The 23,885-nt window shown below is 65.3% G+C and carries 22 protein-coding genes; 13 read left to right on the plus strand and 9 right to left on the minus strand.

All coding sequences use genetic code 11. The annotated features are described in order from the left end of the window. The first annotated feature begins 22 nt into the window (after positions 1-22). Entirely contained in the window at positions 23-280 is a 258-nt protein-coding gene (locus AMYAL_RS49635) for a hypothetical protein (RefSeq protein WP_143267790.1), read from the plus strand. 581 nt (positions 281-861) lie between these two features. Here the strand turns inward: AMYAL_RS49635 and AMYAL_RS48055 are convergent. Beyond that, positions 862-3,519, minus strand: a complete 2,658-nt coding sequence (locus AMYAL_RS48055) for a hypothetical protein (protein WP_093976563.1) — start codon at positions 3,517-3,519, stop codon at positions 862-864. A gap of 248 nt (positions 3,520-3,767) precedes the next feature. Here AMYAL_RS48055 and AMYAL_RS0136335 point away from each other — a divergent pair, with 248 nt between their 5' ends. Continuing rightward, entirely contained in the window at positions 3,768-3,968 is a 201-nt protein-coding gene (locus AMYAL_RS0136335; protein WP_020636209.1) for a hypothetical protein, read from the plus strand. Positions 3,969-4,812: 844 nt separating this feature from the next. Then, positions 4,813-5,148 (plus strand): hypothetical protein, encoded by a 336-nt coding sequence (locus AMYAL_RS0136345; protein WP_209447273.1) that lies wholly within the window; start codon positions 4,813-4,815, stop codon positions 5,146-5,148. Between the two features lie 467 nt (positions 5,149-5,615). Here the strand turns inward: AMYAL_RS0136345 and AMYAL_RS51160 are convergent, their stop codons facing one another. Together AMYAL_RS51160 and AMYAL_RS0136355 are read right to left on the minus strand one after the other, a co-directional pair. Beyond that, a complete protein-coding gene (locus AMYAL_RS51160) occupies positions 5,616-5,999 on the minus strand; it encodes a Y-family DNA polymerase (RefSeq protein ID WP_084702240.1) in 384 nt (127 codons plus the stop codon). 111 nt (positions 6,000-6,110) lie between these two features. After that, a complete protein-coding gene (locus AMYAL_RS0136355; RefSeq protein ID WP_039794695.1) occupies positions 6,111-7,406 on the minus strand; it encodes an IS256 family transposase in 1,296 nt (431 codons plus the stop codon). A gap of 183 nt (positions 7,407-7,589) precedes the next feature. Between AMYAL_RS0136355 and AMYAL_RS0136360 the strand changes: the two genes are divergently transcribed. Further along, a complete protein-coding gene (locus tag AMYAL_RS0136360; protein ID WP_143267789.1) occupies positions 7,590-9,587 on the plus strand; it encodes an NACHT domain-containing protein in 1,998 nt (665 codons plus the stop codon). Between the two features lie 197 nt (positions 9,588-9,784). Here the strand turns inward: AMYAL_RS0136360 and AMYAL_RS49640 are convergent, their stop codons facing one another. The 5 genes from AMYAL_RS49640 to AMYAL_RS0136380 all read right to left on the minus strand — a co-directional run bounded on the left by AMYAL_RS49640 (position 9,785) and on the right by AMYAL_RS0136380 (position 13,150). Then, a complete protein-coding gene (locus AMYAL_RS49640; RefSeq protein WP_143267788.1) occupies positions 9,785-10,390 on the minus strand; it encodes an SMI1/KNR4 family protein in 606 nt (201 codons plus the stop codon). A 47-nt stretch (positions 10,391-10,437) separates the two neighbouring features. Next, positions 10,438-11,079: a hypothetical protein gene (locus tag AMYAL_RS0136365; RefSeq protein ID WP_020636214.1), complete on the minus strand. Its 642-nt coding sequence runs from the start codon at positions 11,077-11,079 to the stop codon at positions 10,438-10,440. Between the two features lie 141 nt (positions 11,080-11,220). After that, entirely contained in the window at positions 11,221-11,790 is a 570-nt protein-coding gene (locus tag AMYAL_RS0136370; protein ID WP_020636215.1) for a hypothetical protein, read from the minus strand. Then, entirely contained in the window at positions 11,778-12,773 is a 996-nt protein-coding gene (locus AMYAL_RS0136375; protein WP_143267787.1) for a hypothetical protein, read from the minus strand. The genes AMYAL_RS0136370 and AMYAL_RS0136375 overlap by 13 nt, the downstream gene beginning before the upstream one ends. A 14-nt stretch (positions 12,774-12,787) precedes the next feature. Next, entirely contained in the window at positions 12,788-13,150 is a 363-nt protein-coding gene (locus AMYAL_RS0136380) for a hypothetical protein (RefSeq protein WP_020636217.1), read from the minus strand. A 218-nt stretch (positions 13,151-13,368) separates the two neighbouring features. Here AMYAL_RS0136380 and AMYAL_RS0136385 point away from each other — a divergent pair, with 218 nt between their 5' ends. The 5 genes from AMYAL_RS0136385 (at position 13,369) to AMYAL_RS0136405 (ending at position 17,408) form a co-directional block, all read left to right on the plus strand. Continuing rightward, the gene (locus AMYAL_RS0136385; RefSeq protein ID WP_143267786.1) at positions 13,369-13,932 is read left to right on the plus strand and encodes a hypothetical protein; all 564 of its coding nucleotides are present in this window, start codon (positions 13,369-13,371) and stop codon (positions 13,930-13,932) included. A 474-nt stretch (positions 13,933-14,406) separates the two neighbouring features. Continuing rightward, positions 14,407-14,634 carry a hypothetical protein gene (locus tag AMYAL_RS0136390; RefSeq protein WP_020636219.1) on the plus strand — a complete coding sequence of 76 codons (228 nt, stop codon included), beginning with the start codon at positions 14,407-14,409 and terminating at the stop codon, positions 14,632-14,634. Next, positions 14,631-15,254: a hypothetical protein gene (locus AMYAL_RS0136395; RefSeq protein ID WP_020636220.1), complete on the plus strand. Its 624-nt coding sequence runs from the start codon at positions 14,631-14,633 to the stop codon at positions 15,252-15,254. Before AMYAL_RS0136390 ends, AMYAL_RS0136395 begins: the two co-directional genes overlap by 4 nt. A gap of 382 nt (positions 15,255-15,636) precedes the next feature. Further along, a complete protein-coding gene (locus AMYAL_RS0136400; RefSeq protein WP_020636221.1) occupies positions 15,637-16,125 on the plus strand; it encodes a hypothetical protein in 489 nt (162 codons plus the stop codon). 1,049 nt (positions 16,126-17,174) lie between these two features. After that, positions 17,175-17,408, plus strand: coding sequence for a hypothetical protein (locus tag AMYAL_RS0136405; RefSeq protein ID WP_020636222.1), 234 nt, complete (start codon positions 17,175-17,177; stop codon positions 17,406-17,408). 449 nt (positions 17,409-17,857) lie between these two features. Here AMYAL_RS0136405 and AMYAL_RS47040 read toward each other — a convergent pair whose 3' ends face one another. Beyond that, the gene (locus tag AMYAL_RS47040; RefSeq protein WP_093976561.1) at positions 17,858-18,265 is read right to left on the minus strand and encodes a hypothetical protein; all 408 of its coding nucleotides are present in this window, start codon (positions 18,263-18,265) and stop codon (positions 17,858-17,860) included. 2,009 nt (positions 18,266-20,274) lie between these two features. On the opposite strand from AMYAL_RS47040, the gene AMYAL_RS47050 reads away from it, so the two are divergent. From AMYAL_RS47050 to AMYAL_RS47060, 4 genes are all read left to right on the plus strand, one after another. Continuing rightward, on the plus strand, positions 20,275-20,712 hold the full coding sequence (locus tag AMYAL_RS47050; protein WP_020636224.1) for a class I SAM-dependent methyltransferase: 438 nt from the start codon (positions 20,275-20,277) through the stop codon (positions 20,710-20,712). Between the two features lie 322 nt (positions 20,713-21,034). Then, positions 21,035-21,427 (plus strand): response regulator transcription factor, encoded by a 393-nt coding sequence (locus AMYAL_RS51165; RefSeq protein ID WP_020636225.1) that lies wholly within the window; start codon positions 21,035-21,037, stop codon positions 21,425-21,427. Further along, on the plus strand, positions 21,424-22,602 hold the full coding sequence (locus AMYAL_RS47055; protein WP_020636226.1) for a hypothetical protein: 1,179 nt from the start codon (positions 21,424-21,426) through the stop codon (positions 22,600-22,602). The genes AMYAL_RS51165 and AMYAL_RS47055 overlap by 4 nt, the downstream gene beginning before the upstream one ends. A gap of 225 nt (positions 22,603-22,827) precedes the next feature. Next, positions 22,828-23,751: a DNA processing protein DprA gene (locus tag AMYAL_RS47060; protein ID WP_020636227.1), complete on the plus strand. Its 924-nt coding sequence runs from the start codon at positions 22,828-22,830 to the stop codon at positions 23,749-23,751. The last annotated feature ends 134 nt before the right edge of the window (positions 23,752-23,885 follow it).

The following is a 23,885-nucleotide window of genomic DNA, read 5'->3' on the forward strand; positions in this document are numbered from 1 at the left end:
GCACGACCAGGCCCGTGAGTGCTTGTGCGCCGCGTTTGTTCAGGCATTACCATGCGGTCTCTCCGAGGCCTCCGCCTGGCTGGACACCGCAGACCTCTACCGGATCCGGCGCGCGGGCCTGCTGCTCGGCCGTCACGGCATCCTGGTCACCTGGCCCGTAGACGAGCTCGCCGACCGCCTGCTCGGCCGCCGCGTCACCGGCGAACACGCCCGCGACGCCTTCCACGACATCGCCGGCGGCATCATCACTGGCCACGGTCTCCCCTGGCCCGTCGCCTGACGCGCCGACAACGCATCGACGCTCTGTGGCATCGCGTCCGCCCTGATCCCCAGCGCTTGCAAGAAGCTGTCGAGAACCTCCGCGGGAGCAGCCGGAACGCCAGGCCCGTAACCGCGCAGGTTCATGTACAAGGTTCCGTCGGGGAATTGGGTCTGCACCCGATGCGCCCAATGGACGGCGAGAGCGGTCTTTCCGATTCCTGCGGCGCCGTCGACTGCCGTGATCACCACTGCATTCGTCGGGAAGTTGGCTTCCCTGTCGATGAGCTTGTCCAAGGCCGCCAGCTGATCAGTTCGGCCGGTGAACTCCCGGATCGACAACGGCAGTTGACGTGGCACTTCGCCCAGCGCCGGTCCGTCGGCGCCCCTGTCCTCGCGATCGATATCGCCATTCGGCACGCCGCAAGCTTGCCGGAGCTTCGGGCGGCGTCATCGTTCCGGCCGGCGACTCCACCCGCATGGAGCAGAGTGGACCGCAACGGCCGAGCCCATGGCCCGACGTCCCGTCCGGTAGCGGTCGAGCGGGAACTGCACCGGCACAGTGAGCGGAATCAAGCCTGAAGGCCGACCATGTCGCGAACTTTAGCTGGAGCTGTCGTCCGCAACCTGCTCGTTCGATGCATATCTTCGTACGTGACGCAGAGCGTCGACCGCACCAGGCGTTCCGGCCGTCACCTCCCGTTCCAACTCTTTTAGCAGTTTCCGTTTGGCCAGCAGCTGAATCAACAGGTTGGCGGCGCGCGGGTCGCCGCTGTAAGCATGGGTGCGTAGCAGCGGGATGGCGGCCTCTTCGCGGCCGCGTATGGCCAGCAGCTCAGCCAACCAGAAGGCGGCATACTCGTCGCCATTGTCGGCGCGGGTGCGTAGCTCCTCTTCGTGCCCGTGTACGGCCAGTAGCTTAGCCAACCGGGACACGGCATGCTCGTCGCCGTTGTCGGCGCGAGCGCGTAACTCTTCGCCGTGCCCATGTTCGGCCAATAGGTCCGCCAGCCGGAGGGCCGCGGTCTGGTCACCGTTGTCGGCGCGAGCGCGTAACTCTTCGCCGTGCCCATGTTCGGCCAATAGCTCCGCCAACCGGGACGCGGCGTACCGGTCGCCTCTGTCGGCGCGGGAGCTTAGCAGCAGGATGGCGGCCTCGACACGCCCCTCTTCGACCAGTAGTTGGACTAGATGGTTGGCTGCGTACCAGTTGCCGTTGCCGGCGCGGGTGCGTAGCTCCTCTTCATGTCCGCGTTTGGCCAGCAGCTCTGCCAATCGGGAGGCGGCGTACCAGTCGCCGTCGTCGGCGTAAGGGCGTAGTAGTGGGATGGCGGTCTCGATACGCCCCTGTTCGGCTAGCAGCCCGGCCAGCCGGTGCGCCGCGGCCCGGTCGCCGCGTTCGGCGCGGGAGCGCAGTTCTTCTTCGTGTCCGCGGCCGGCCAGCAGCTCCGCCAGCTGGATGCTGGCGTACCAGTTGCCGTTGTCGGCGCGGGTGCGTAGCTCCTCTTCGCGCCCGCACTCGACTAGCAGCTCAGCCAACTTGATGCTGGCACGGTAGTCGTCGTCGGCCCAAGTACGTAGCAGCGGGAGGGCGGCCTCGACACGCCCCTGTTCGACCAGCAGCCCAGCCAATGAAATGCTGGCGTACTGGTCGCTGTTGTTGGCGCGGGTGAGTAACTCCTCTTCGTGCCCGTGTTCGGCCAGCAGGTGGGCCAGCCGTAAGGCTGCGGCCCGGTCGCCGTTGTCGGCGCGGGTGCGTAGCTCCTCTTCGTACCCATGTTCAGCCAGCAGGTGGGCCAGCGAGACAGTGGAGCCCTCTTTCCGGCCGCCGTTGTCGGCGAGCTGTCGATACAGGATCACGGCCTCGTGTCCGCAGCCGCGAGCGTCGGCGTTCTCGGCGATGCGTTGGGTGTCGTCGGGATGGTGATGGTCGATCAGGGCGTGCCAGGCGGCATCGGGAAGGTATTCAAAGCGGCGGACGCGGAGGGCATGCTGATGCAGGTAGTCAGCGACGCGGTAGCCGATAACTTGTCCCATACCTCCGGGAGCGTGGATGAGGGCAGAGGTGGCACCGTGCAGCTGTTCGGAGGCGTAACGCAACGCTTCGTCCAGCCAGGTGGGAGGTGCGGTGGCTTGCTGCTGGCCGGTGAGGTAGCCAGGAGCGGCGGCTTCGAGGTAGCCGCAGGTGAGGGGTGCGTGGGCGCCGACGCGACGTGCGTCGAGTGCGGCTGTGATGACCGCTTTGGCGTAGGCGGGTGCTTGTTCCCAGTGGCGGATCAGTTCCGGGCCTGCGGCCATCACCTGGGTGAAGCCGGCGTCGGGGGTATCGAGCGCGAGCCGGATCCGCCGATCGGTGCCAGCGAGATCCTCGGCGCGGCGCCGCTCGTGCACGCTGAACGTGGGAGGCACGTGCAGCACATCGGCCAGGCGGAGCAGGCGCCGGTCGTTGGCATACCGATCCGGCCGCCCCTCCTCGGGCAGCGCCACGCGCTTGCTGTGCTCGCCGGGCCAGCACGTCGCGACCAGCACCAACCCCGCCGCGATCAGCTCACGGACCCGGCCCGCCGGCACACCCCCGGCAAAGTCGAGGTAGTCCTGGAGCTCGTCCAGCCACACCACGGTCCGGCCCGACGGATGCGCGGTGAACTCCCGCAGCGCCTCCGCGTCGCAGGGGTGCAGCAGCCACCAGTCCGGCAACACAGCCTGCACCGCCTCGAACAGGGCGCGTGTCTTTCCGACCGACGAGTCTCCGGACAGCAGCACGAAACCGCCTTGTTGCCTGGCCAGTGTGAGCTTCGTGCGCAGACCGGCGTCGAAGTCACGGGGCACGTACAGCGGCAGCGCACTCTCACCCTGTCCGGACTGCCCTGACTGCGCGCACTCGGGTAGCTGGGTGGTCTGGATCGCAGCGTGGACCCCCAGCATCCGTGGCCGCGAGTCGCGGACCCGCACCGTCCCCGGCGGGCGTCGTTGGTGCTGAGTGGCCACTCGCTCCAGCGCCTGCAGCCACGGCCGCAGCGCCTGCTTCTCGTGAATGCCGCAGGCGGCTAGGAACGTCACCACCGTCTCGGCCTCGGGCACGGATCTGGCGTTGAGTAGGTCACTGGCGGTGGCCTTTGGAAGCGCTGGTTGCCGCTCCTCTTGCTTCGGTAGCTTCGCGGCGGCGTCAGCCAGCCCGCGAAGTGACAGTGACCGCTCACGACGTAGTTGCTCGAGAGCCCCAGCCAGCTCGGACAGCGTGCTGATCTCTGTCGGATCCATGTCCACCACCCCGGTGCCCGCCCGACCCCGTGTCCGGCGGGACGGCCACCGGACACTTCCGGACACCGTACTCCCACCCGCGGCGCTCCAAAGTCCGGCCTAATCAGCCCGCAATAACGAGCCGACCAACGCGATCCCGTCGTTCGGGTCGGTACGAAGCCCGTGCCGGACCCACTTCCCGGCTGGTCGACTGCCATCGGCGAGCACGGACTGGCAGGGCTCGCGAACCCCGAGAACAGGACACGATCATGTGGACGCCGTTGATCACTCTCATCGCGCTGGTGCTGCTCACCGCCGTCGGCGCCGCCGCAGCGGTGGCGCTCACGACCACTGACCACCGGCGCGCCCTGCGGGCGCTCACCCTGCTCAAGATCCTGCTCGGCGCCATCCTCGGCAGCAGCGGCCTGATCGCCGCGGTGATCCACCTGCAGCAGGCCGGACTGCTGTGACGCCCCGACAAACGACCTTGCGTCAACGTCGGCGTTGGCGGGCGAAGTCGAATATCGCACATACGAACATGTGCACTGCACCAGTAGAATGAGCCGAGTTGCGTCTATCACCTGGCGTTTCGACGCTACGTGATCGATCCCGAGGGGCGTCGTCATCGGAGAGCAGAGCCCCGGCGTCCGGCGCGCAGCAGCACAGTTGATCCTCGATCTGGTCGACTACCGGGACCTGTTCACCGCCGAGCGGGTACCAGCAAGTCTGCGTCCCTGGGGCGGCGCAATAGCATCCGCCGTCGCCGAAGTGCTATCTGGTCGTGGAGGAAACAAGGCCCCTGCCGTCCCTGCCCAAGTGCTGCGGCCGATGCTCGCCGCGGCCCGCCCGGCAGCAAGTGCGACATCAAACCCTGGCCCGCGAGGGCGCGTCGACCGAGCCGCCTTCTACGGCAACCGCCCTACACTCACCTGCGCACGGAGCTCGAACGATGCCTGAACGCTCTGCACGAGACTGGCGAGATCACCGATCCGCGACAGGCCCAGATCACCCGCCTCGAGACAGAGAACGCCAAACGTCGGGAACGACTGGCCCAGTCACAGCAGACGGTCGAAGAACTCGCCGACTTCCGCACGCAAGCTCTGGCCCGGCTCGCCGCCCCAGCACGAGGAAATCGTCCGGCTTCGCGACACCGCCGCCACGGGAAGCCGAGTCAGTCGACTTCCCGCACCTCGAACCACAGTGATCGGCAGCTGCAGTTGACATGGGAAATGGCTGCCCCGCCAAGGCTCACCAGCTGGAATCCACGCGACACAGCAGTGGCTCGTGACTACTGTCCGACGGACAGAACGGAGGATGGCGTTGGCACTGGTCAAGAAGGGCTCGCGAAGCATCACCGTCGACGGTGCCGCCTATCGATGGAGAGTTCGCGGACGGCCAACCTACGATCAGGGGCTGGGCTGGAGCCCTCTGGCTTATGCAGTCGAACTGGCCGACGCGCCAGGCACCACGCTGGTGGTCATCACCGACCAGCCGCATCCGAGCAACTGGCGGGGAATCCAGGCCAGGCCAGTCCTGCCCGCGCACGTCGCCGAGGCCATCCGCGCAGCTCGGCTCAAAGGCTGGACACCCGAGCAGCCCGGATCACCCTTGCTGCTCGACCAATCGCAGGAATTCACCCCTGCCAGCTGACCAGCGGACCCCGTGAACCACGTCACATCGACACCGCTGGCATACAACACACACCATCGTCCGCGACACGAAACTTGCGTCAGCAACAGACCTGTTCAATCACCACATGGCGGCGTTGTCGCACTCCGGCCGGCATCGGAGCCGTTCGGCTTCACCTGGTGCACACGCTCCTCGGTGAAATCGAATGTCGCCTGCGTGTTGGCGGCAGCCGTGCTTGCCCGTGGCCACGACTTCAGCTGGACGACACTGCCGATCGAGAAGGACCCGGCGGTGGTCGCGTTCTGAGCTCGCCTCGGGGCCTGATGAATGGTGTCGCACCTGAGTCATTTGATGTCCTTTTCAACTCGGAGGTCGAAAGGTTCGAGGACGAGATCGTCTTTCGAAACATAAGAAAAAACGCCCGTTACACATCAGAAGCGTTGGCGATACAATTGTAACAAAAACAAGACATGGCAGGGATCTTGTGGTCAGATACTCAGCCGACGAACCGCAAACGCTCCAGCGGATGGGGTTCGTAGCTGACTGCTCCCGCTAACATGTTCATCTTCGTCTATATGGTGGTCCACCCTTCCGTCTGCGGAAGCAGATTTGCCAGTGAAGCGCAGCGGTGACGATGTCTGGCGCGTGAGTTTCCTCCGTCGCCATGACGACCTCGAACAGACTCGCATCCTGCCGGCATCGTGAGCCAGAACGAGCAGCTCCGGACATCGCGACTTCACCTCCCGCCGTCGCATCGCGCACACAACGCCGAAGCTGCGCGCTCGGTCTGAAGAAGCGACCACTGTCTCACCCAGGAACACTGCCGTCGCTCGTTGCTCCGAGATCTGCGGAGCGGCCAAGGCCGCGGCCATCGGCCAGTCCGGAACCCAGCACGGCCCCGCGATCGAGAAAGCGCCGTAGCATGCGGCGCTGGTCGTCGTCGCGGGGGTCTATCCCATGATCGGTGTTTCCGGCGTTGTTGATCAGTAGGTTTCGGCTCCCGGCCAGCGGTCACCGAACGTGATGGCGAAGGCGTTGATCACTGGTTTCCAGCGCATCGTCCATCGGGCGCGGCCTGTGCCGGTGGGGTCCAGGCTGCGGGTCACAAGGTACAGGCACTTCATCGCGGCCTGCTCGGTCGGGAAATGTCCACGCGCGCGAATCGCCCGCCGATAGCGGGCGTTCAGCGACTCGATCGCGTTCGTGGAACAGATCATCGTCCGGATCTCGACGTCGTAGTCGAGAAACGGCGTGAACTCGCCCCAGGCGTTGCGCCACAAACGAATCACTGCTCCATGCTTCGCACCCCATTTCTCTTCGAATTCGTCGAGAGCGGCCACCGCGGCATCCGGGCTCGGTGCGGTGTAGATGGGTTTGATATCGCGTTTCACCGCGTCCCAGTCCCGACGGGACACGAGCCGGAAGGTGTTGCGAATCAAGTGCACGATGCAGGTCTGCACGACAGTTTGCGGCCACACGTTTGTCACGAATTCCGGTAGCCCCTTGAGGCCGTCGCAGACGAGGAAGAACACGTCCCGGATGCCGCGGTTCTTCAGATCGATCAGCACGCTCATCCAGAACTTCGCGCCTTCGCCGCCGACGCCCATCCACAGTCCGAGCACGTCCTTCCGTCCGTCCACGGTGACGCCGATAGCGGCATAGACGGGCCGGTTGGCGACCTGCCCGTCGCGGACCTTGACGTGGATCGCGTCGATGAACACGGCCACGTATACCGCGTCGAGCGGCCGTCCAGCCCAGTCCTGCATCTCAGCGACGACCTTGTCGGTGATCCGCGAGACCGTCTCTTTACTGACCGACGATCCATAGATCTCGGCAAAAGGTGCCGAAATGTCCCCGGTCGTCATTCCCTTCGCATACAACGAAAACACGATCTCATCGACCTCGGTAAGCCGTCGTTGCCGATTCTTCACGATCTGCGGCTCGAACGTGCTTTCCCGATCCCGTGGCACGTTGATGTCGACCTCGCCCGCAGCATCCGAAACCACCGTTTTAGGCCGAGTGCCGTTCCGGACATTCGTCGACTCGCGGTCCGACTCCGCCTGGTTCTTCTCATGCCCGAGGTGCTCGGTCATCTCCTCGTTCAGCGCGGTTTCCAGCACGTTCTTGGTGAACAGCTTCAGCAAGCCATCCGGGCCGGTCAACGCCAGCCCCCGCGCCTTCGCTTCGGCCACCATCGCCGCCGCAGCAGCCTGCTCCGGCGACAGCTCCCGCGCCGGCTTGGACTCACTCTTGCGTGGACTCACAAGGTCTGATGTCATCACTCACAGTGCCCATCCCGCCGGACCTCGGCCCGGCGTGTCGGGCCGGAAACACCGATCTTGGAACAGTCCCCGGAGGATGCCAGTACCCCAGTTGCGCGGTGGTGTGGATGATTAGCGGCTATGACCGGTGGAGGCAGATCGGGGTTGCTGTACGGGCTCGGTGCTGTGGCGTGCACGGGTGTGGCCGTCGTAGTGGGGCTGCGGCTCATACCGGGGGTGAAAGTCGGCGACGTGGACCCGGTGTCGGCGGTGGTGGCCCTGCTGGCGCTCGCATCGGCGTTGTGGGCTGGCCGCCACGCGGTGCGGACGACGCGGATGGCGCCGGTACCGGTGGCGGAGATGGCCGCCGGGCTGGCGGACGACGTGCGGTCGCGGGAAGGCCTGGCCAGGACACAGCTACTGGGACAACAGACCCGCGCGATCGATGTGGACTTCGCGCTACGTCCGGCCCCCGCCCACCCCGCACAGCACGCCAGGCCGACAGGCCGGCTCACCAAAGTCGTGGACTACTACCAGACCCTGCACCCGCAACGCCTGGTGATCACCGGCCCTCCGGGGGCAGGCAAGACCGTGCTCGCGCTGGAACTGCTACTGGGACTGCTGGAGACCCGCGGCCCCGAGCAGCCGGTACCGGTGCGGATCCCGGCCACCCTCTGGGACACCAGCCACCCGTTACCCGAGTGGCTGGTCCAGTACCTGGTGACCGCCTACCAGCAGCACCCGCGCATCGCACAAGCCCTCGTCAACGCCGGCCTGATCCTCCCCGTCATCGATGGCCTCGACGAGGTAGACACCGACGACACCCCCGACCACAGGTCTCGCGCCGCGGACGTGGTGCGGGCGTTGAACACCTACCAGCGCGGGCGGCACGCGGCACCGATGGTGCTGACCTGCCGCACCGGCCACTATCAGGCGCTCACCGACGCCGACGCCTGGATCCACGACGCGGCCCTGATCACCATCGACCCGGTCGACTCCGCCAAAGCCCGAGAGTTCATCACGTCACGCGTGGACAATCCCGCCCGGTGGCAGGCGGTCCTATCCACCATCGACCACCACCCCGGCGGCCCACTGGCCGTGGGACTGTCCACACCATGGCGGCTATCGCTGGCCACCACCGTCTACGAGCAGCGCGACCCCGACAACAGCTACACCCGCGCCCCAGCCGACCTGATCCGCGTGGCCGCCACCAGCAACCACGCGATCCGCGAGCACCTGCTCACCCACTTCATCACCGCCGCCCACACCGCGCAGTCTGACCAGCCGCCGCCCTACACCGCCGCCCAGACCCACCGAGGGCTCGCGGTTCTGGCCGGGTACCTGCACGACAACGCGACCACCGGACGCGTCCTGGGCGGCGTTCCCCTGTCCGGCACCGACCTTGTCCTCCACGAACTGTGGCCACTCGCCGGCATCTACCGTGTCCGCGCCACTGTTCCGGCGGCAATCGCCCTGTTCTCGCTCATGGCCGCCGCCATCTTGCTGATCGACAGCGGGTTCGGACTCAGCACCCGTCAGATAGCCACCTTCACTCTTCCTGCCGTCAGTGTCTTCCTGTGGACGGGGCTTAACTGGAAGGACGTCTGGCGCGAGCCATCTCGTATCGACACAGCCCAATTCCGCAACCGGGAAGGACTCCGAGACCTTGCGGTCAGCATCGTGTTCGCGCTCACGATCGGATATGCGGCCGGTACCTTGTTCGAACCTGCGGTCGGGCTAGCGGTGGGGCTAGCAGCCGGGCTCGTTTTCGGGCTCAGTGGCCGGGACGAGGACAAAAAGCCGCGGGAGTATGCCGCTGTGTTCGTCCCGTGGGATCCCCAACGAATCATCAAGCACGACCTCGCGGCCGGCCTCGGCGCCGGGCTCACATTCGGGTTCGCGTTCGGGTTCGTGGCCGTAAACGCGTATGGCCTCACGTCCGGACTTACATTCGGACTCATCCTCATGCTCGCGGTCGTGCTCACATGCGGGGAGGTCAGCATCCGCTACCTCGCGCTACTGTTGTTCACACGTGCGTGGTTCAAGACCCCGGCGCTGCCCTGGCGGCTTGGGCGGTTCCTGCGTTGGTGCTACCACGCCGGGCTGGTCCGGCAGGCAGGCGTCGGCTACCAGTTCCGCCACCGCGAATTCCAGGACCACCTGACACACCACCCTCAACCCTCGAAGATCAGTGGCTAGCTGATCAACCTCGAAACCGCCTAGCAGATTCGGACCACGGCAGTGAGCTGCTCAAAGCCGTTGTAGCTCCCGGCGCCCTCGGCACGGTGACTCAAACCGCGACTACAGCTGGCCGGCAACGTGAAGCCACTCACCGCCAAGGACATGGTGGCGGCTACCAGGGCCGCACGTCGCAATGTCTTCATTTTTCCTTCCGATTATCTGATGTATTTAATTTTACGCAAGGGAGTACTATAGTCGCCAAGAACTGGCGTATTCAAACGCCCCTTGAATATTTCGACCAAGAATTCAGCAAAACCGCCATCAAAGACGAGGTGATCATCCTGATAGTCTCCCGCAACAACATTCCAGTCATCCGCTTGACCAACGGTCAACCAATATAATTGCTCCGACGAGGTGCTACTACCCCAGCAAAGCAAGCCACCAATATCCGGAAATGCACCGAAGGCATACTGCTCGGGAAAGTCCTCGACTAACCCCTTTAGCTCACTCGTTCGTTCCCAGCCATCCTTCACGAGGTTCATATTTTCATTACGACAGGACGGATGGTCGACACGAATGAAGTCGTCCGCGATAAACGCGGGATAAAGCGCACAGAACTCCTTGTAGTCAAGCGGAAGTGTGGTTCCAAGTCTACGCTCCACGCCCTTCCAATCAACTAAACTAGGCACAAATTCAGGTTTCCCCAATAAGGTGGCCAACTCAGCTACAGCCTCCTTCATAGCGCGTCTCCCTTCGGGAACGTTGGTCACGGTCACATCAATACAAGTGCCACCACTTCCCACCGCAAACATCACCGCCACGGCTCGTGGCTGGCCCGGACTCGAGCGGTTCATCCGCCAGTGGCGCACTATGCCGGGTTGGCAATCAGGGGGAATTCGGGGCAGCCTCTCCAGTCCAGCTGCTGGTTCAGGGTGGTCGCGACAAGATCGGCGAGGTGCTGGGCGCCAGTGAAGTAGACACGCGCGCAGCTGATGGCGCCGTAGAGGTTCAGGGAGTGCTGGCCGTTCGCTTTAGGCCTCAGCACCGTGGAAGCGGGAGGCTTACCCTGCTTTACTGGTCCCGGCCATACTTCGGTGCCCGCTCCGGTGACCAGGCCGTGGGTCAGGCAGTGCCGGACTTGCATCCAGCCCGCGGCTTCCTGCTTGAGCGTCACCCAATTCAGGTTGTGTTGTGTCCAGCCTTGCTTGCCGGGGTGGGTGGGAATTTTTCGGATGTCGACGGACACGCCGACTCCGATCGCCGCCTTCAGGTGGTGGAAGTTGTTGACGACCAGTGTTTCGGCGGTGTCGATGTCGGGGTTGTTGATGTTGACCTTCTGCGCGATCTGGCCGAAGCTCTGCCCCTGCAGGTAGAGGGCAGTCGCCAGAAAGTCCTCGGTGAAGCCTTCGAACGCCGAGATGACGCCGAGTGAAATGGCAGGGGCCAGAGCACCGGCGTTGCCCGGGTTGCCTCGCTTCCTCGGATGAAGCGCCATCAGTTTCGACGGCACGACCAGTGATTTCGCATACCTCTCCACGCACGTCTGAAGCTGAGGTGAGAGCGGGAGAGAGGTGGGTGCCATGTGCGCTCCGGATCATCAGGGCTGCTGGGAGGTGAGCTATCGCGGCCCTTGGAGGGCTGGACGGGCCGTCTATTCGGCGACGGGACGACCGTAGAGCTGGCGGATGATCCACCAGGACAACGTCCAAATCGGATTCTGCGAGTGGGCGATGTCGGTGCGGATCGGGTAGGCGCCGGGCATGTCGAACCCTTCCCGGCCGTCCCACACCTGGGCCCCGACGTCGTACCAGCAGCTGAGTTCCGCGGTGTTCGCGCCGTCGATGGTGACCTGGATCGACCATTCGCCGTCGTCGTCGGCGCGGTACTCCACCTCGACCGTGTGACCGTTGATCTCCCGTTGAAAGCCGCCATCGTCGTCGAAGGGCCAGCCGTCAGGGAACTCGAGAGCAGGGATGACGCCCCCGAGCTCCTCCACGACGCTGGTGAGCGCGTCATCCTCATCGTCGTAGGCGTCTCCGGGATGCAGCGCAATCGTGCTGTCGGGCTGGATGCCGACGACCTTTCCTGCGGACAGGTCGACGAACACCTCGGCGCGCAGCAGCAACTCGGGCACGATGTGGATATCGGTCAACTGCCGCTGGTGGTGCAGGTCGGTGACGGTGGTAGCGCGTGCTTCGGCGAGCAGCATCAGCGTCGCCACCGCCAGATGCGGGGTCTCCCGGCCGACCTCGTTGTCGCGGCGGCCCGCGTGCGCTGTGCTGGGCTTTCGGATTCGGGCGGGGTCGTGTCCGGTGCGGGAGCGGTACCGGTGTCGTGGTCTTCTTCCACCAGGACGGAGAAGATTCCCGCCATCCCGAGGATGCGGGTCACGGCGACCGAATCCACGCGATCGACGTCCGGCGGCAGATACGACATCACCGCCTGCGCGAGATCGTCCACCGCGCCGAGGCCGAGCAGGCCCGTTCCCTGCTCGGCAGGAAGGTGCTCGGCCACGTGCCGCAGCACGATCCCCGCGGCGTCGCCGGAGTCGACCTTGACGGTGAACAGCGTCGGAAGAAGGTTCCTGAGCGTGCACAGCAGCGTGGTCGTGTGCTTCCACGCGGTCAATGCGTCCGTGATGTCGTGGTCCTGGGTAACGAACAACAGCCGTTCCGGGGCGTTGTCCACTCGCGCCAGAACCTCGCGCAGCCATGCGCTGTCGGACGCCCCGGTTTTCACTCGCTCGTCTTCGGGGCCTTTGCGTTTCGCCGGCGGCAGCTGCAGCACCTGGTCCTTCAACCCGGCCAGCGCGTGCTGGGGCCACAGCGGAATGACTTCCACGTTGGGAACCGTGCCGAGCTGGCGCAGGAACGTTTCGGCCACCGCGTCCTTGTCGGCGAACTCTGTCTGGAATCGGCCGAGGTGGGCCTTGCCCAGCCTCCGGTTCGGCGTGCTCACAGCGGTGGACGCTGTGGTCCAGTCCTGCGCAAGGTGTTCTGCCCGTTCCCAGGCGACCGGTTCGGGTATCCAAGCCGGGATGCCGATGCGCGCCAGGTGCCCGGCGAAGGATGTCAGCAGGCCGAGGTCCGGGCGGCCGTACCCGAAGCAGTTCGCGTCGAACACGACGGCCTGCAACCTGTCCCGCACCGCGACATCGAGACCGATCTCGGCCGAGGTCGCCCGCTTCTTCCGGCCAGTCGTCACGCTCCCGCTCTTCGTCATGACACCCGTGCCTCGTTTGCGGTCTCTCGGCGGTGAGTCGCGTCTGCCGCGATCGCCGCGGTGAGCCGCCCCAGCAAGCCAGCGGTGTCGCGCCGGACCAGCTCCACGACCCGCTGATGGGTCCGCTGCGCGTCCTGCTCGGTGTCGGCGGTGGCGACCGTCGTGAAAGCCTCCGTGCCCGCGAGGGCGACTCCGGTGGCGTAGGGATCACCGGGGTAGGTGGCCACGCCCTCCCACACCGTCCGGACGATGCACACGCCCAGATCCTCTTCGGCGACGAGGGAGTCACCCTGGGAGCGACGCAGTTCTTCCCAGCGCTGGCGGCTGATCTCCTGACCGGCCCGGTCTCGCAGAGTCATGGCAGCAGCGTAGAGGAGCCGTCCGACGCGCCACGCCTGCTGACACCATCGGCCGCGAGGCTTCTCCGAGACTCACCGTGCTCGTGTCAGGCCAGAAGCCCGTCCGGTCGAGGCTGCCATGGCCAGAAGCGGTCGACGTCGTGCGAGGCGGGAATGCCCCCGAAGTGGCGGCGGGTCGCGCACCGGGTTCTGTCGGTGCCACCCGCTACGGTGCGTTCGTGGCCGACTGGGTATCGATCGGGATCAGCGTGGCATCGGGGCTCTTCGGCGGCTCGCTGGGCAGCGTGCTCGTCGCCCCGCTGATCGGGGACCGCCTGGAACACGGGAAACGCCGCCACGCCGCGAAGGCCTCGATCCGGACCGCGCTGCTCGCTTGCCTGAGCACCTTGCGCTACGACCTTGATGACCGCGACGTCCGTCCCCTGACTTATGCCTCCCTGGAGTCCCAGGAGCGTCTCGCCGAGGTCCTCGTGCGGGAGCTCCCGCACCTGACGGGCGGGATGCGCCGGCGCCTGCACGAGCGGCTGGAACACCTGGTCGGTACCCGTACCGTGGCGCGGGCCAAAGCCCTCGCGCACCTGCCCGCAACCGATCGCGACGCGGACAAGGAACAGAGACGGATCGAGGTCGCCGAGCGGCGCATCATGCTGCTGGACGGCGAAGCCGAGACCTACGGGCAGCTCGGAGTCGTCCGCAGATCGCCGAACGAACCCGCCCACCACGAGCACCACGCCGCGGCGGTGGCCACTTTGCAGCTGATGCTCGACGACGTCGGGCTGTAGTCCGCGATTCCCACCAAAGATTCCGCTCCGTCGCCGGAACTGACCCGACCTGCTGGGCGAGTCCGGACTCGCGCTCGCGAGACAGCGGCTGTCCGACGTAGCCGGGGACGACCTGACGTGCCGTCGTCCGCTGGCCGACACGCGAACGACCGTGTCCACTCAGTTCGTCGTAGACAGCCATCTCGTCCTTCGTGCCCACCACCTGCTCGCCGGCGCCACTCGACGACCTCGCCGCCCGGCGCGCCCGCCTGCTCGACACGCCCTGCCCCTCGTTCTGCAGCCCGGCCCCCTCTGGCAGCAGAACCGTTGCATGACAGGAAAGTACGAACGCCCACCGGCGACCACCCGACACGCTGCAGCTTATTCTCTGACCCTGCTTACGGTCACCAAACCACACTTGCGGCCGACCACACTGACCGCTCAACCTCCTCTACTGCAGAAGGAGCAGCATCGTGACCGACCGAGCCGATCGCCATGGCGCTCGGCGACACCCCCACGCTCTGCGGCTACCGCGCCGTCCAGAACGTCGGCGGCGTCGGCTGCGGAGACCAGCTCCTCGAGACCTTCGACGACCAACGGCTCTGCGCACGCTGCCACCGCGCGCTCGGACCCGAGCACCAGTCCCGCGCGTTCGAGCACCCGACGAGGACGCCGATCCACGACCCCCTTCTCGACACCGGCGAGGAGGCAGCGAGAGGATGACCACCGCCCTCACCGCCAGTCAGCTCAGGCACCTGCGCGAGCAAGCCGCACGAACGTCAACGCCGTTCGTCGACCCCGCGCAACTGGCCCGCGTCCAGCAGTTCGTGACCGGGCGGCACGCCTGGGCCGAAGCGATCCTCGGCAAGCGGTTCGCCCTGCGAGGGATGACCTGCCGCGACCTGGTGCTACTCGACCTCGCCGCACGCGCCGAGCCGTTCCCGCCCGAGCAGCCCCGGACACCGCCGGTCGACGCGAGCCAGTGCGCCGCCGATATCCGGCGCGCGGCCGCGGCGACAGTGTGGCGGCAGCTCGCGCAGGCACTCCCGGTCCGGGTATCGGTGGCCTACAACTACTCCGGTCCTCGCCACCTGGAGTCCTACGTGTCCGGTGCCGAGCACATCATCGTGCGAGAACCACTACACGCAGGCCGCCTGCACCGCGACGCCGGACGCTCGCTTTGCTGGACACCGTCGCGCGCCCGGCGCCTGTTCTTCTCCCATCTCGACGATCCGGCCGACCGCGACCGGATCCCGACCTGCAAGGCCTGCCTGCGCATCACCTACCGCCTCATCGGGATCACGCCTGACGGCATCCTGCTCATCGAGGGAAGCGGGCGCTGAACTTGCTCGATCTCGCCGCCACGGCGGAACCGTCCCCCGTCGGCGCCTGACGAACCCCGCAGCCGGGATTCAGCGGACACGAACGTGCCGCCGCTATCCCGCACCACAACACCCGGCGCTGGGCCGAGCTGCGGCAACCGATCGATCTGGCGACCTCTCGCTGGCCACGGAAACGACACGAATATGATGGGCGCCACATGAACGCCGCCCACGTTTCCGGACGTAGTCGCATTTCTGTACTCGAAATGCCGAACTGGGGAATAACAGCGCACTGCGGACCCGGCTGTCGGTTATTATCGTGATAATTCCCTCGGCGAGCCGATTATCGGTCAGCCTCAATCCTGGGAACACATTCCCGCACCTTGCATCCCTGGAGGAATTCATGACTGTGTTCGTCTTTCACGACGAGGCCGGACTGCACACGATCGGCGTCAACGACCCGGAACAGGCCTACGGCCTGATGGTCGACCACGCGGAAGAGCAGGGCCTGGAGATGTCGGAAGAGGACCCCCGAGACATCCGATTCCAGGCGTGCGTGAACGCACGTCTCGAAGAGGGAATCGTGAAATATGATCCCGTCCCAGACCAGGAAAACGCCTTGCGGCACTTTCTTCTGGACTGGCAACAAAGGCAGTGCGGCAATAAGCTAGTTCGGGCGATAAGCTGTACATTAACGGCAGATATTCGCCGGGAACGGTCTATGTTCAATTTTTGGTCTCCCGCAGAGCTCCGCACTCTGCGGGAGACCGCCCCCGACCGTCAGCGATCATCCGCCCCCCTGTGCGGGGCGCCCTCACGCGCGGCCAAGCAGTCCGACGACGTCCCCTATCCCGACACCACGGAGGCCTTCGGCATGGCAACGCAGCGATGACCACCACGACCCCCACCGCTCTTACCGACAGCCAGCTCAGGCAGCGCGAGCAGGCGGCGCGAACGCCATCCCCGTTCGTCGACCCTGGACAGCTGGCCCGCGCCCGTTCGACCTGGCGAACTGTTCGCTGCGCTAAGGGGACACCGCGGCCACGGACTTCGCCGTCTCCACCAGAAGCCTTTCGCGTGTCTAGATGTGTAGAGATAGCGAGGTAAGCGGTCTCGTGCACCTCCTGCGATCCAGACAACGCCGATCCCAGCGGGTTCAGCGCGCAGGGCAAGGGAGTGTTCGATAACGATCAGAACCGATCGCGCGTTTTCCCAGGGCCAGCGCCACGTCGCCAGGTCGAGGGGCGCTGCCTCCGGAACGTCTCCCCAGTCCGGATCTTCTCCGTTTCGGCCGCGATCTTGGCGCACGCTTCATGTCCCCAGCCGCTGCCAACCCGACCCAACAGCTCACCTTTCGGGTAGGAACGGTCGCACGCGCAACAGATTCCGGGGTATCGTGCTGCGATTTTCGCAGCCGCAGCACCGGGTGGCTTCTCTTTCTGTCGTTCCGCGGCTTGCTTGCGAGCAGGCTCTCCGGAGCTGGTCTTCACCGCTCCCGCTCCCGCTCCCGCTCCCGCTCCCGGTCCCGGTCCACGGCCGCGGCGAGTCCGGACACGCGGCGTCGGTGTCTCGCCCGCTCCGACGTGGGTCGCACCCGCCACAGCAGGCAAGGTCTGGTCCAGCTCGACGCCGAGCTGCTCACGATAGGCCAGGTCCTGGGCCGTCAGCCCACGCACGCGGCGACCTGGCTCGGTCTCGTGGGTCGCATGTCGATGCGGCGGCTTGTGCCCGGCCGGACGGCCGCACGGCACTCCAGCGGCGCGCATCCAGTGACCGCAGACAGCTTCCATGGCCAGACCTTACGACGCGAGAACCGCCACGATCAGGCGACGTCGCCAGCCAGACAGGGGAATTGCGCAAGGTTGGAATAGCTGCTCTTCCCCAGTTAGCGCCACCGGCCTGCTGGTGTAGCAAGGCAGCACGCTGAACCTGCCCGGCAGTGTGAACCGCATCTTCGCGAGGGACTATCACGAGGTCACCTCCATCGCCGATCCTGGCCGGACGGTCTCGGTGATCGTGTGCGGCCGCTGGATCCACGATGAGGCCCACCAGGGTGTCTGGGGACACCTCGACCTGCACACCGGCTGCCACGTTCCCGTGCAGCGCGACCCCGTCGAGAAGCGCCGCTTCCAGGCCCGGCTGCACCGCATCAACCCGCAGCACGCGGCGGCATGACGATCACCCCGAAGGACGCGGCCCGTCCGGCCGAGGTCACGATCAGCGCCAACACATCACCGGCTCGCCCGCTGCGGTGCAGATCGTCCGACAGCCACAGGCGGACGCGCTGAGCCCTGCCGCGGACGCGGGACATTCTGCACCAGTTCCTTGGACGGGGCAGCCGAAAAGCATGGCTGGCCCCATCCAACGAACTGGTAGGAGCCAGGCGCAAGCACCAGGGCGAGCCATCGAACCTGGCAGCACGTGAAGCCAAACCGCAAAGTCCTCGCTAAGGCTCATCCTCCACGCCCTCCACCACGACCGTGCCCTAGTGCAATACCGGTCAACCCACGCACGGAGAGCACCCTCGAACTACCGCGCTAATGGCCTCCTCACCACGAACTCGACAAGGCTTGCAACGGCTGCATCGAGGTACCAATTCCATCCACAATAGACCCGCCGCAGGATCAGCTGCACCAGCCGACATTCCACCGATCGATCTGATACGAGGTGCCACCCCCACCCCAGAGCCTGGCATGGAGGCGTTGCCCACCGAAGTCCCACACGTCATACAAACCTTGCCCTGCGTTCGTCCACCTCAGAATCGCGCCGTTGAACCACAGCGGCGTGTTATTTCGCGTGATGCACTGGTAGAGCGCCCGCGTGGACTTCCCCTTCGTCGCGGCCGCCGACGCCGCAATCTGGTTCTCGACGCCGGGGGCAGCCCACGACGACGCCGCCTCCGATGACGTCACGCGCGTTCCCGCGATCGCCGCCGGTGCGGTGACAGCACTGACGCCAGACGCCAGTGCGCCCACCGCAGAAACGGTCGCGGCAATTCGAGCCGCGCGAGAATAACGAGAGCCGATGACCATGCCGGGTTCCTCCCAAATAGAAATCAATAGACCGGGGAGGGACGACGTACAGATGAGTGCGTCCGCAAGCAGTTCAGATACCGCACATGGGCACGCAAACATCAAGAGGGGGCTCGGGAGACGGCGCCCTCCCCTGGAACCGTCTCCCGAACCACGGCGTCCACCAGGGGGTAGAGGCGGCACCGATTCGAAGGTCCGGAGCACCGTCCCGAACGAGTAACTCCGTCGCGACCTTCTAACACCAGCTTGCCCAAAAGTGTGCAGATCGTCAACTTTTTGGGCCGATTATCCACATTATTACTCAACGCGTCGGCGTGATCACCTTAAGTGTTCACGAACTTGCGGACACGCCGTCGACCGGCACTGCACCCAGACGAAGGGCGGCACCCTCATGCATCGCGTCATCCAATGGTCAGGCGGGATCGGTTCATGGGCGACAGCAGAACTCGTGCTGCGAGAACACCCTGACGACGAGGTCACCCTGCTGTTACCAGATAGCACGGCAGTTCATTCGGTCCTGCGGAAGCTGCAAAGGCACTGCGGCTTCCAGGACCTGCGGCTTCGTGTGACAACTCGCATGACTCGTTCGGATGATCATTCTTCAGATTTCCTGAATTTGTTTGCGACGGCCGAACGCCATTCGAGTTGTTCAGGAGCCGCAGGTTCCTGGGAAACTCTCGGATAGCGCCATGCTCAAGCGTGCTTAAGCAAACTCCGTGCAGACGCTGGCTAGAGGACAACCTCGATCCACACCAGACCGTTCTCTACGTGGGACTCGAACCATCCGAACTCCGCCGGGAGCCGGGCATCGTCGCCGGATGGCAACCATGGCGCGTGGAGTTCCCCCTGCTACATAACACTTCCGCCACCAAGGACGATCTTCTCGCATGGTGTCGAGCATGCGGGCTGACCCCACCCAGGTTGTATCGTCTCGGCTTCTCGCATAACAACTGCGGCGGCTTGTGTGTGCGCGGAGGGCAAGCTCACTGGCGCCGAACCTTGCGAGAGTTTCCCGACCGATTTCGCTGGTACGAAAAGCAGGAGCAACAGTTCCGTGCCGAACACGGCGATGTCGCAACACTCAAGCACCAGCACCAGCACCAGCACCAAGGCCGCACAACGCCACTTTCCTTGCAGCAACTACGAACTGACACCGACAGCACCGACCACCGTGACGGCGCACTCGTCAACGAACGCGACCTTGCACATTGCATGCGGATTCTAGGGCTGGGCGAACTTCCGCAAGACCTCCGCCGCAGACTCGCAGTTACTACCAACAACAGACACCAATTCCGCCAGTCGCACCGATCCCGCACGTCCTAGAAGCGCCGATACCGTCGACCCTGCGCTCGTGCCACGTTCGCGACCCGCTAAGAAGCGAGACACCTTTCGGAATACGCCTGTGAGCAGGGTGAATGAGTGGGATCACGCCTAGTGCGTGTACGAGGTGGACACGGCATTCAAGCAGACCCGCCCGCAGCGGCCGACTACGGAGTGACGGTCCCTTGCGAAGACGAGCCGCCGCGGGCGGGCCTGCTTCTGGACCGCTTCGTCCACCTCGCACACCCACCAAGGCGGTTCCGTGGTGTCACGCCGAAACACTAGTTCCAATCACGCGGTTCGATATCCCGACGATCGAGTGAAGGCCATCTCGTCGATGCAGAGATAGATGGCTCTCTGCTGCGCTTACCGAGGCAACTCGACCGGGCGGACTACCTCGCCGTCGACCAGACGCTCCAAGCGCTCGGAGGTCGATGGAGTCGACAACGCCGTGCGCACGTCTTCGACTCAGATCCCCGCCGAGCAATAGCCCAAGTACTGGAAGGCGACGGTGTCCCAGCCTCCTCTCGCAGCCGCGAGGGCTTCGTGGCAACTCCCGAAAGCCTGGCACAGGAGATCGTGCGAACGTACAGCGGTCTGTCGACGACATCGGACACCCGCGTCCTCGAACCCTCAGCAGGGAATGGGTCTCTGGTTAAGGCGGTACTGGGCTACGCCCCGCAGCTCAGGTGGTAGCGATCGAACCCAACCGGGAGCGTGCCCAGACCATCCCTCGACATCCGTCGGCTACTGTCCACGTCGATACCTTCGAGCGCTATGCGGAAACCAGGGCCGCCAGCTTCGCCTCGATCATCATGAACCCGCCGTACTCGACCAGCGAGAACCGCACGCTCTGGATCGACCGCCTCCACATCGCCTGGCGCCTGCTCGCACCGGGCGGCCGATTGGTCGCGATCCTGCCGAACGGCCTCACCTTCCGCCAGGACCGAAGGCATCGCGAGCTCCGTGAACTGGTGAAGTCTCAGGGCGACTACCGCGACCTCCCTGCCGATTCGTTCATCTCGTCGGGCACCGGCGTACGAACGGTCGTGGCCTGGATGTCCCGGCCCACCTTGCCCCGATGTCCTTTCGCCGACGGGCCAACCACAGGCACCTCACCGACGTAGACGACGTCGTCAGCGCTGGGGATCGACCTTGATCGAACGGCCGCTTCACTGAGGCGCTGGATCGTGCTCCGACAGCAGCGCGTCGCTCTCGTGAACCTATCGCAACCACTTGCGCACAATGTGTTCCTCAAGTGGCCGCAGACCTCGTGGCTTTGCCACTCCGGCTTGGCACACCTCGAACCTATCTGCCACAAACCACCCGAATGAGTCGGGATCCCAAGCCGCGCACGTCACCCCCAACGTGCCGCGCCCCGGCTCGGCTGGCTGGTCGTCGCACCGCGCCGCGACGACCAGCCAGCCCCCTCCAGCGAAAGGCCTGACGATGAGCAAGCGACTGCCACTCTCACCGACCGAACTGGAGGTCCTCCGGTACATCGCTCAGGGGTTTGAGAACCGTGAGATCGCGGGCAAGACCTTCCGGTCCACCGAGACGATCCGCACTCATGTGAAGAGCATTCTCTACAAGTTCAAGGCGCGAAACCGCACACACGCCGTGGCGATCGCCTACCACGTAGGCATCTTCCAAGGCCTATCCCACACCGAGGCCCCAGCGACGTCCCCACTGGCGCCGTCTGAGCCGGACCTCACCGTGCGGATTCCGCCTGGGCACCCCGCCTCCGAGACGCCGCCTCCGACCGATCCCTCCGCTGGCGCCCGTTCTTCCACCTCGGACACGGCCCGGCGAACCCGTCCGCAAGTCCAGCATCGGTCATGACCGCAGCGGCGCTATTCCCGCTGCCGACCTCCGGGCCGCCTCTGGACATCGTGTCGTGGGGAGCCGGTGTGGAAAGCTCCGCCTATCTGACCGAAGTTCTGGAGGAACCTGAAGAACGCGGGATCGACCCCTCGAAAATGGTCGTGCTGCACGCCGTCGTCGGTTCGGAGTTCAACGACACACTCCGCGACTCCGAGCGCTTCATCCTGCCGCTACTCCGCGACCGAGGTGTCCGTCTGGTCCAGTTGTCGCGCCGAGGCCCAGTTGAGGCTGATGGTATCGAGATCCTCGATGACACACACGCGCCCACAGTCATGCACAGCAAGGGACCATGGTCCCTCGCACAACATAACAAGACTAACGGCATCACTCCCCAGCTCTCTGACCGCCGCTGTTCTCTGCAATTCAAGGGATTCGTTCTCGATCGCTTCATTCTCACGGAGTTTCCCGGCCGCGAGTACCGACACGCGATCGGCTACAACCGCGACGAACGAGGCCGCGCGGAGAAGGACGACGTGTACGCAACCCAAACCCGCGAGCCGTTTCATCCGCTCATCGAGTGGGATTGGTCCCGTGCCCGCTGCCTGGCCCGCCTGCGTAAGGCGTTTCGCATCACCTGGAAGAAGTCGGCTTGCTCGTTCTGTCCATTCGCCGGCTCACAAGCCTCCCTGCCCGAGCTGAAGCAGCGGATGCGTCTCTTCCCGGACAAGGCGGTCGAAGCGCTCGTCACCGAGTTTCGCGCGTTGTTCTTCAATCCCCGCAGCCGCATGTTCGGCAGGCACAGTCTCTACGACCGTCTCGCTGAGGACGGCAACCTCGTCGCGCTGTCGCAATTCGAGCAGGAACTCGAACGATCACCTTGGAGCGTCTACGAAGTCCGCCGCCTGTTCTTCCCGCAAGCGGCAGACCCCACCAGGAAAGGGCCTGGCTGGCGCTCGACGCGCGTGAGGTTCACCGGCACCCGAGATCAAGCGCTTGCCTGGATCCGAGACAACATCGGATCCCCCGACGACACCGGCCGGGTATGGATCCGCAGGCAGGCAACGGACGGGCCATACCCTCGCACCGAACACTTCATCGGAGCATCACTCGCCGGGACCGCCGACAAAGAACGTCGGAACTTCGCCAAACACTGGGCGGCCTTCACCGGAGAGACCCTCTTCGACGCGGCGTGACCCTCGCTTGCACCATCCACCCGCTGCCCGCGTTCACTCGTTCGGTCAGGTCAGGCGCCACGACGTCGCCACCTCCCCGGCCGGCACGGCTCGAATACGCCTTCATCACCTTCTGGCGCTAGGCCGCGGACGCAATCGTCGCGGGGCCAGACCCCGCGTCGTCCGCGCGAACCAAGCGCACCCGCCGGATTCCTTCACGCCTCCTTTCCTTGTCAGGAGTGCACTATGCGTCCCACGACCATCCCCAGCGCCTACGCCTATCTGCTCTCGTCCGCGGCGCCGCCCGCGCCCGCCACCGTCATGTTCGTTCAGGACGTCGGCGCCATCGAGGCAGTCCGGCAGATCTCCACCGACCGCGCACCTCTCGCGGTGCTGACCGAACAACGGCCAGGCGATCACCACGACGCAGCGCGAGACGCGCTTGCGGCCGCGGCGCTACACCAGCATCGTCTCATCACCCCGCTCGACAACGAGTGGCCCGCCGGGCAGCTCGCTCACACATCCGGGTTCTGCCCGCCCCTCGCCCTCTGGGCCCACGGAGACGGACACCTCAACGATCTCGCGCGCCGCTCCGTCGCGATCGTCGGCACCCGCCATCCCACGACCTACGCGCAGATCTACTCGATGGACATCGCCGCCGGGCTGGCCAGGCACGGGATCACGATCTGGAGCGGCGGCACCGCCGGCGTCGCTAGCCAGGCTCACCGCGGAGCCTATAACGCCCAAGGGGCATCCGTTGCCGTCCTCGGCACCGGCATCCGGAATGACTACCCCGCCGATCACGAGATCCTCCTCGGGCGCTCCCCGAACACCCTTGTTGTCAGCGAGTACAACCCGCTGACGATGCCACCGGCACCGAACGCCAGCGCCCACAACCGGCTCCTGGCCGCGCTGACTCGTGCGTGCATCGTCATCGAGCCCGGCACCAGCCACGGCGCGATGCCGGTAGTCACGCACGCCGAAACCTACGGTGTCCCGATCTTGGCGTTCCCCGGCCCCGTCAGCACCTTGATGTTCCGGCAGGCTCACGACCTGATCCGCGCCGGGCGCGCCACGCTGATCTCCGACGCGGAACACGTCCTCGAATGCGTCCCAGTGCTCACACCAAACACTGGTCAGACTCCGGATGAAACGATGCCGGAACCGTGACCGGCGGGGCTCCGTTTCCTTCCTGTCCCGACTGCCAAGGTCCTCTGACACTCCAGTACGACACGGGCCACTACGACACGAAGTATGTCTATTGCAGCACTCTCGACTGCCCGAACGACGGTGTCCCCGCCGGG

Source organism: Amycolatopsis alba DSM 44262 (assembly GCF_000384215.1).
Taxonomy (GTDB): Bacteria; Actinomycetota; Actinomycetes; order Mycobacteriales; family Pseudonocardiaceae; genus Amycolatopsis; species Amycolatopsis alba.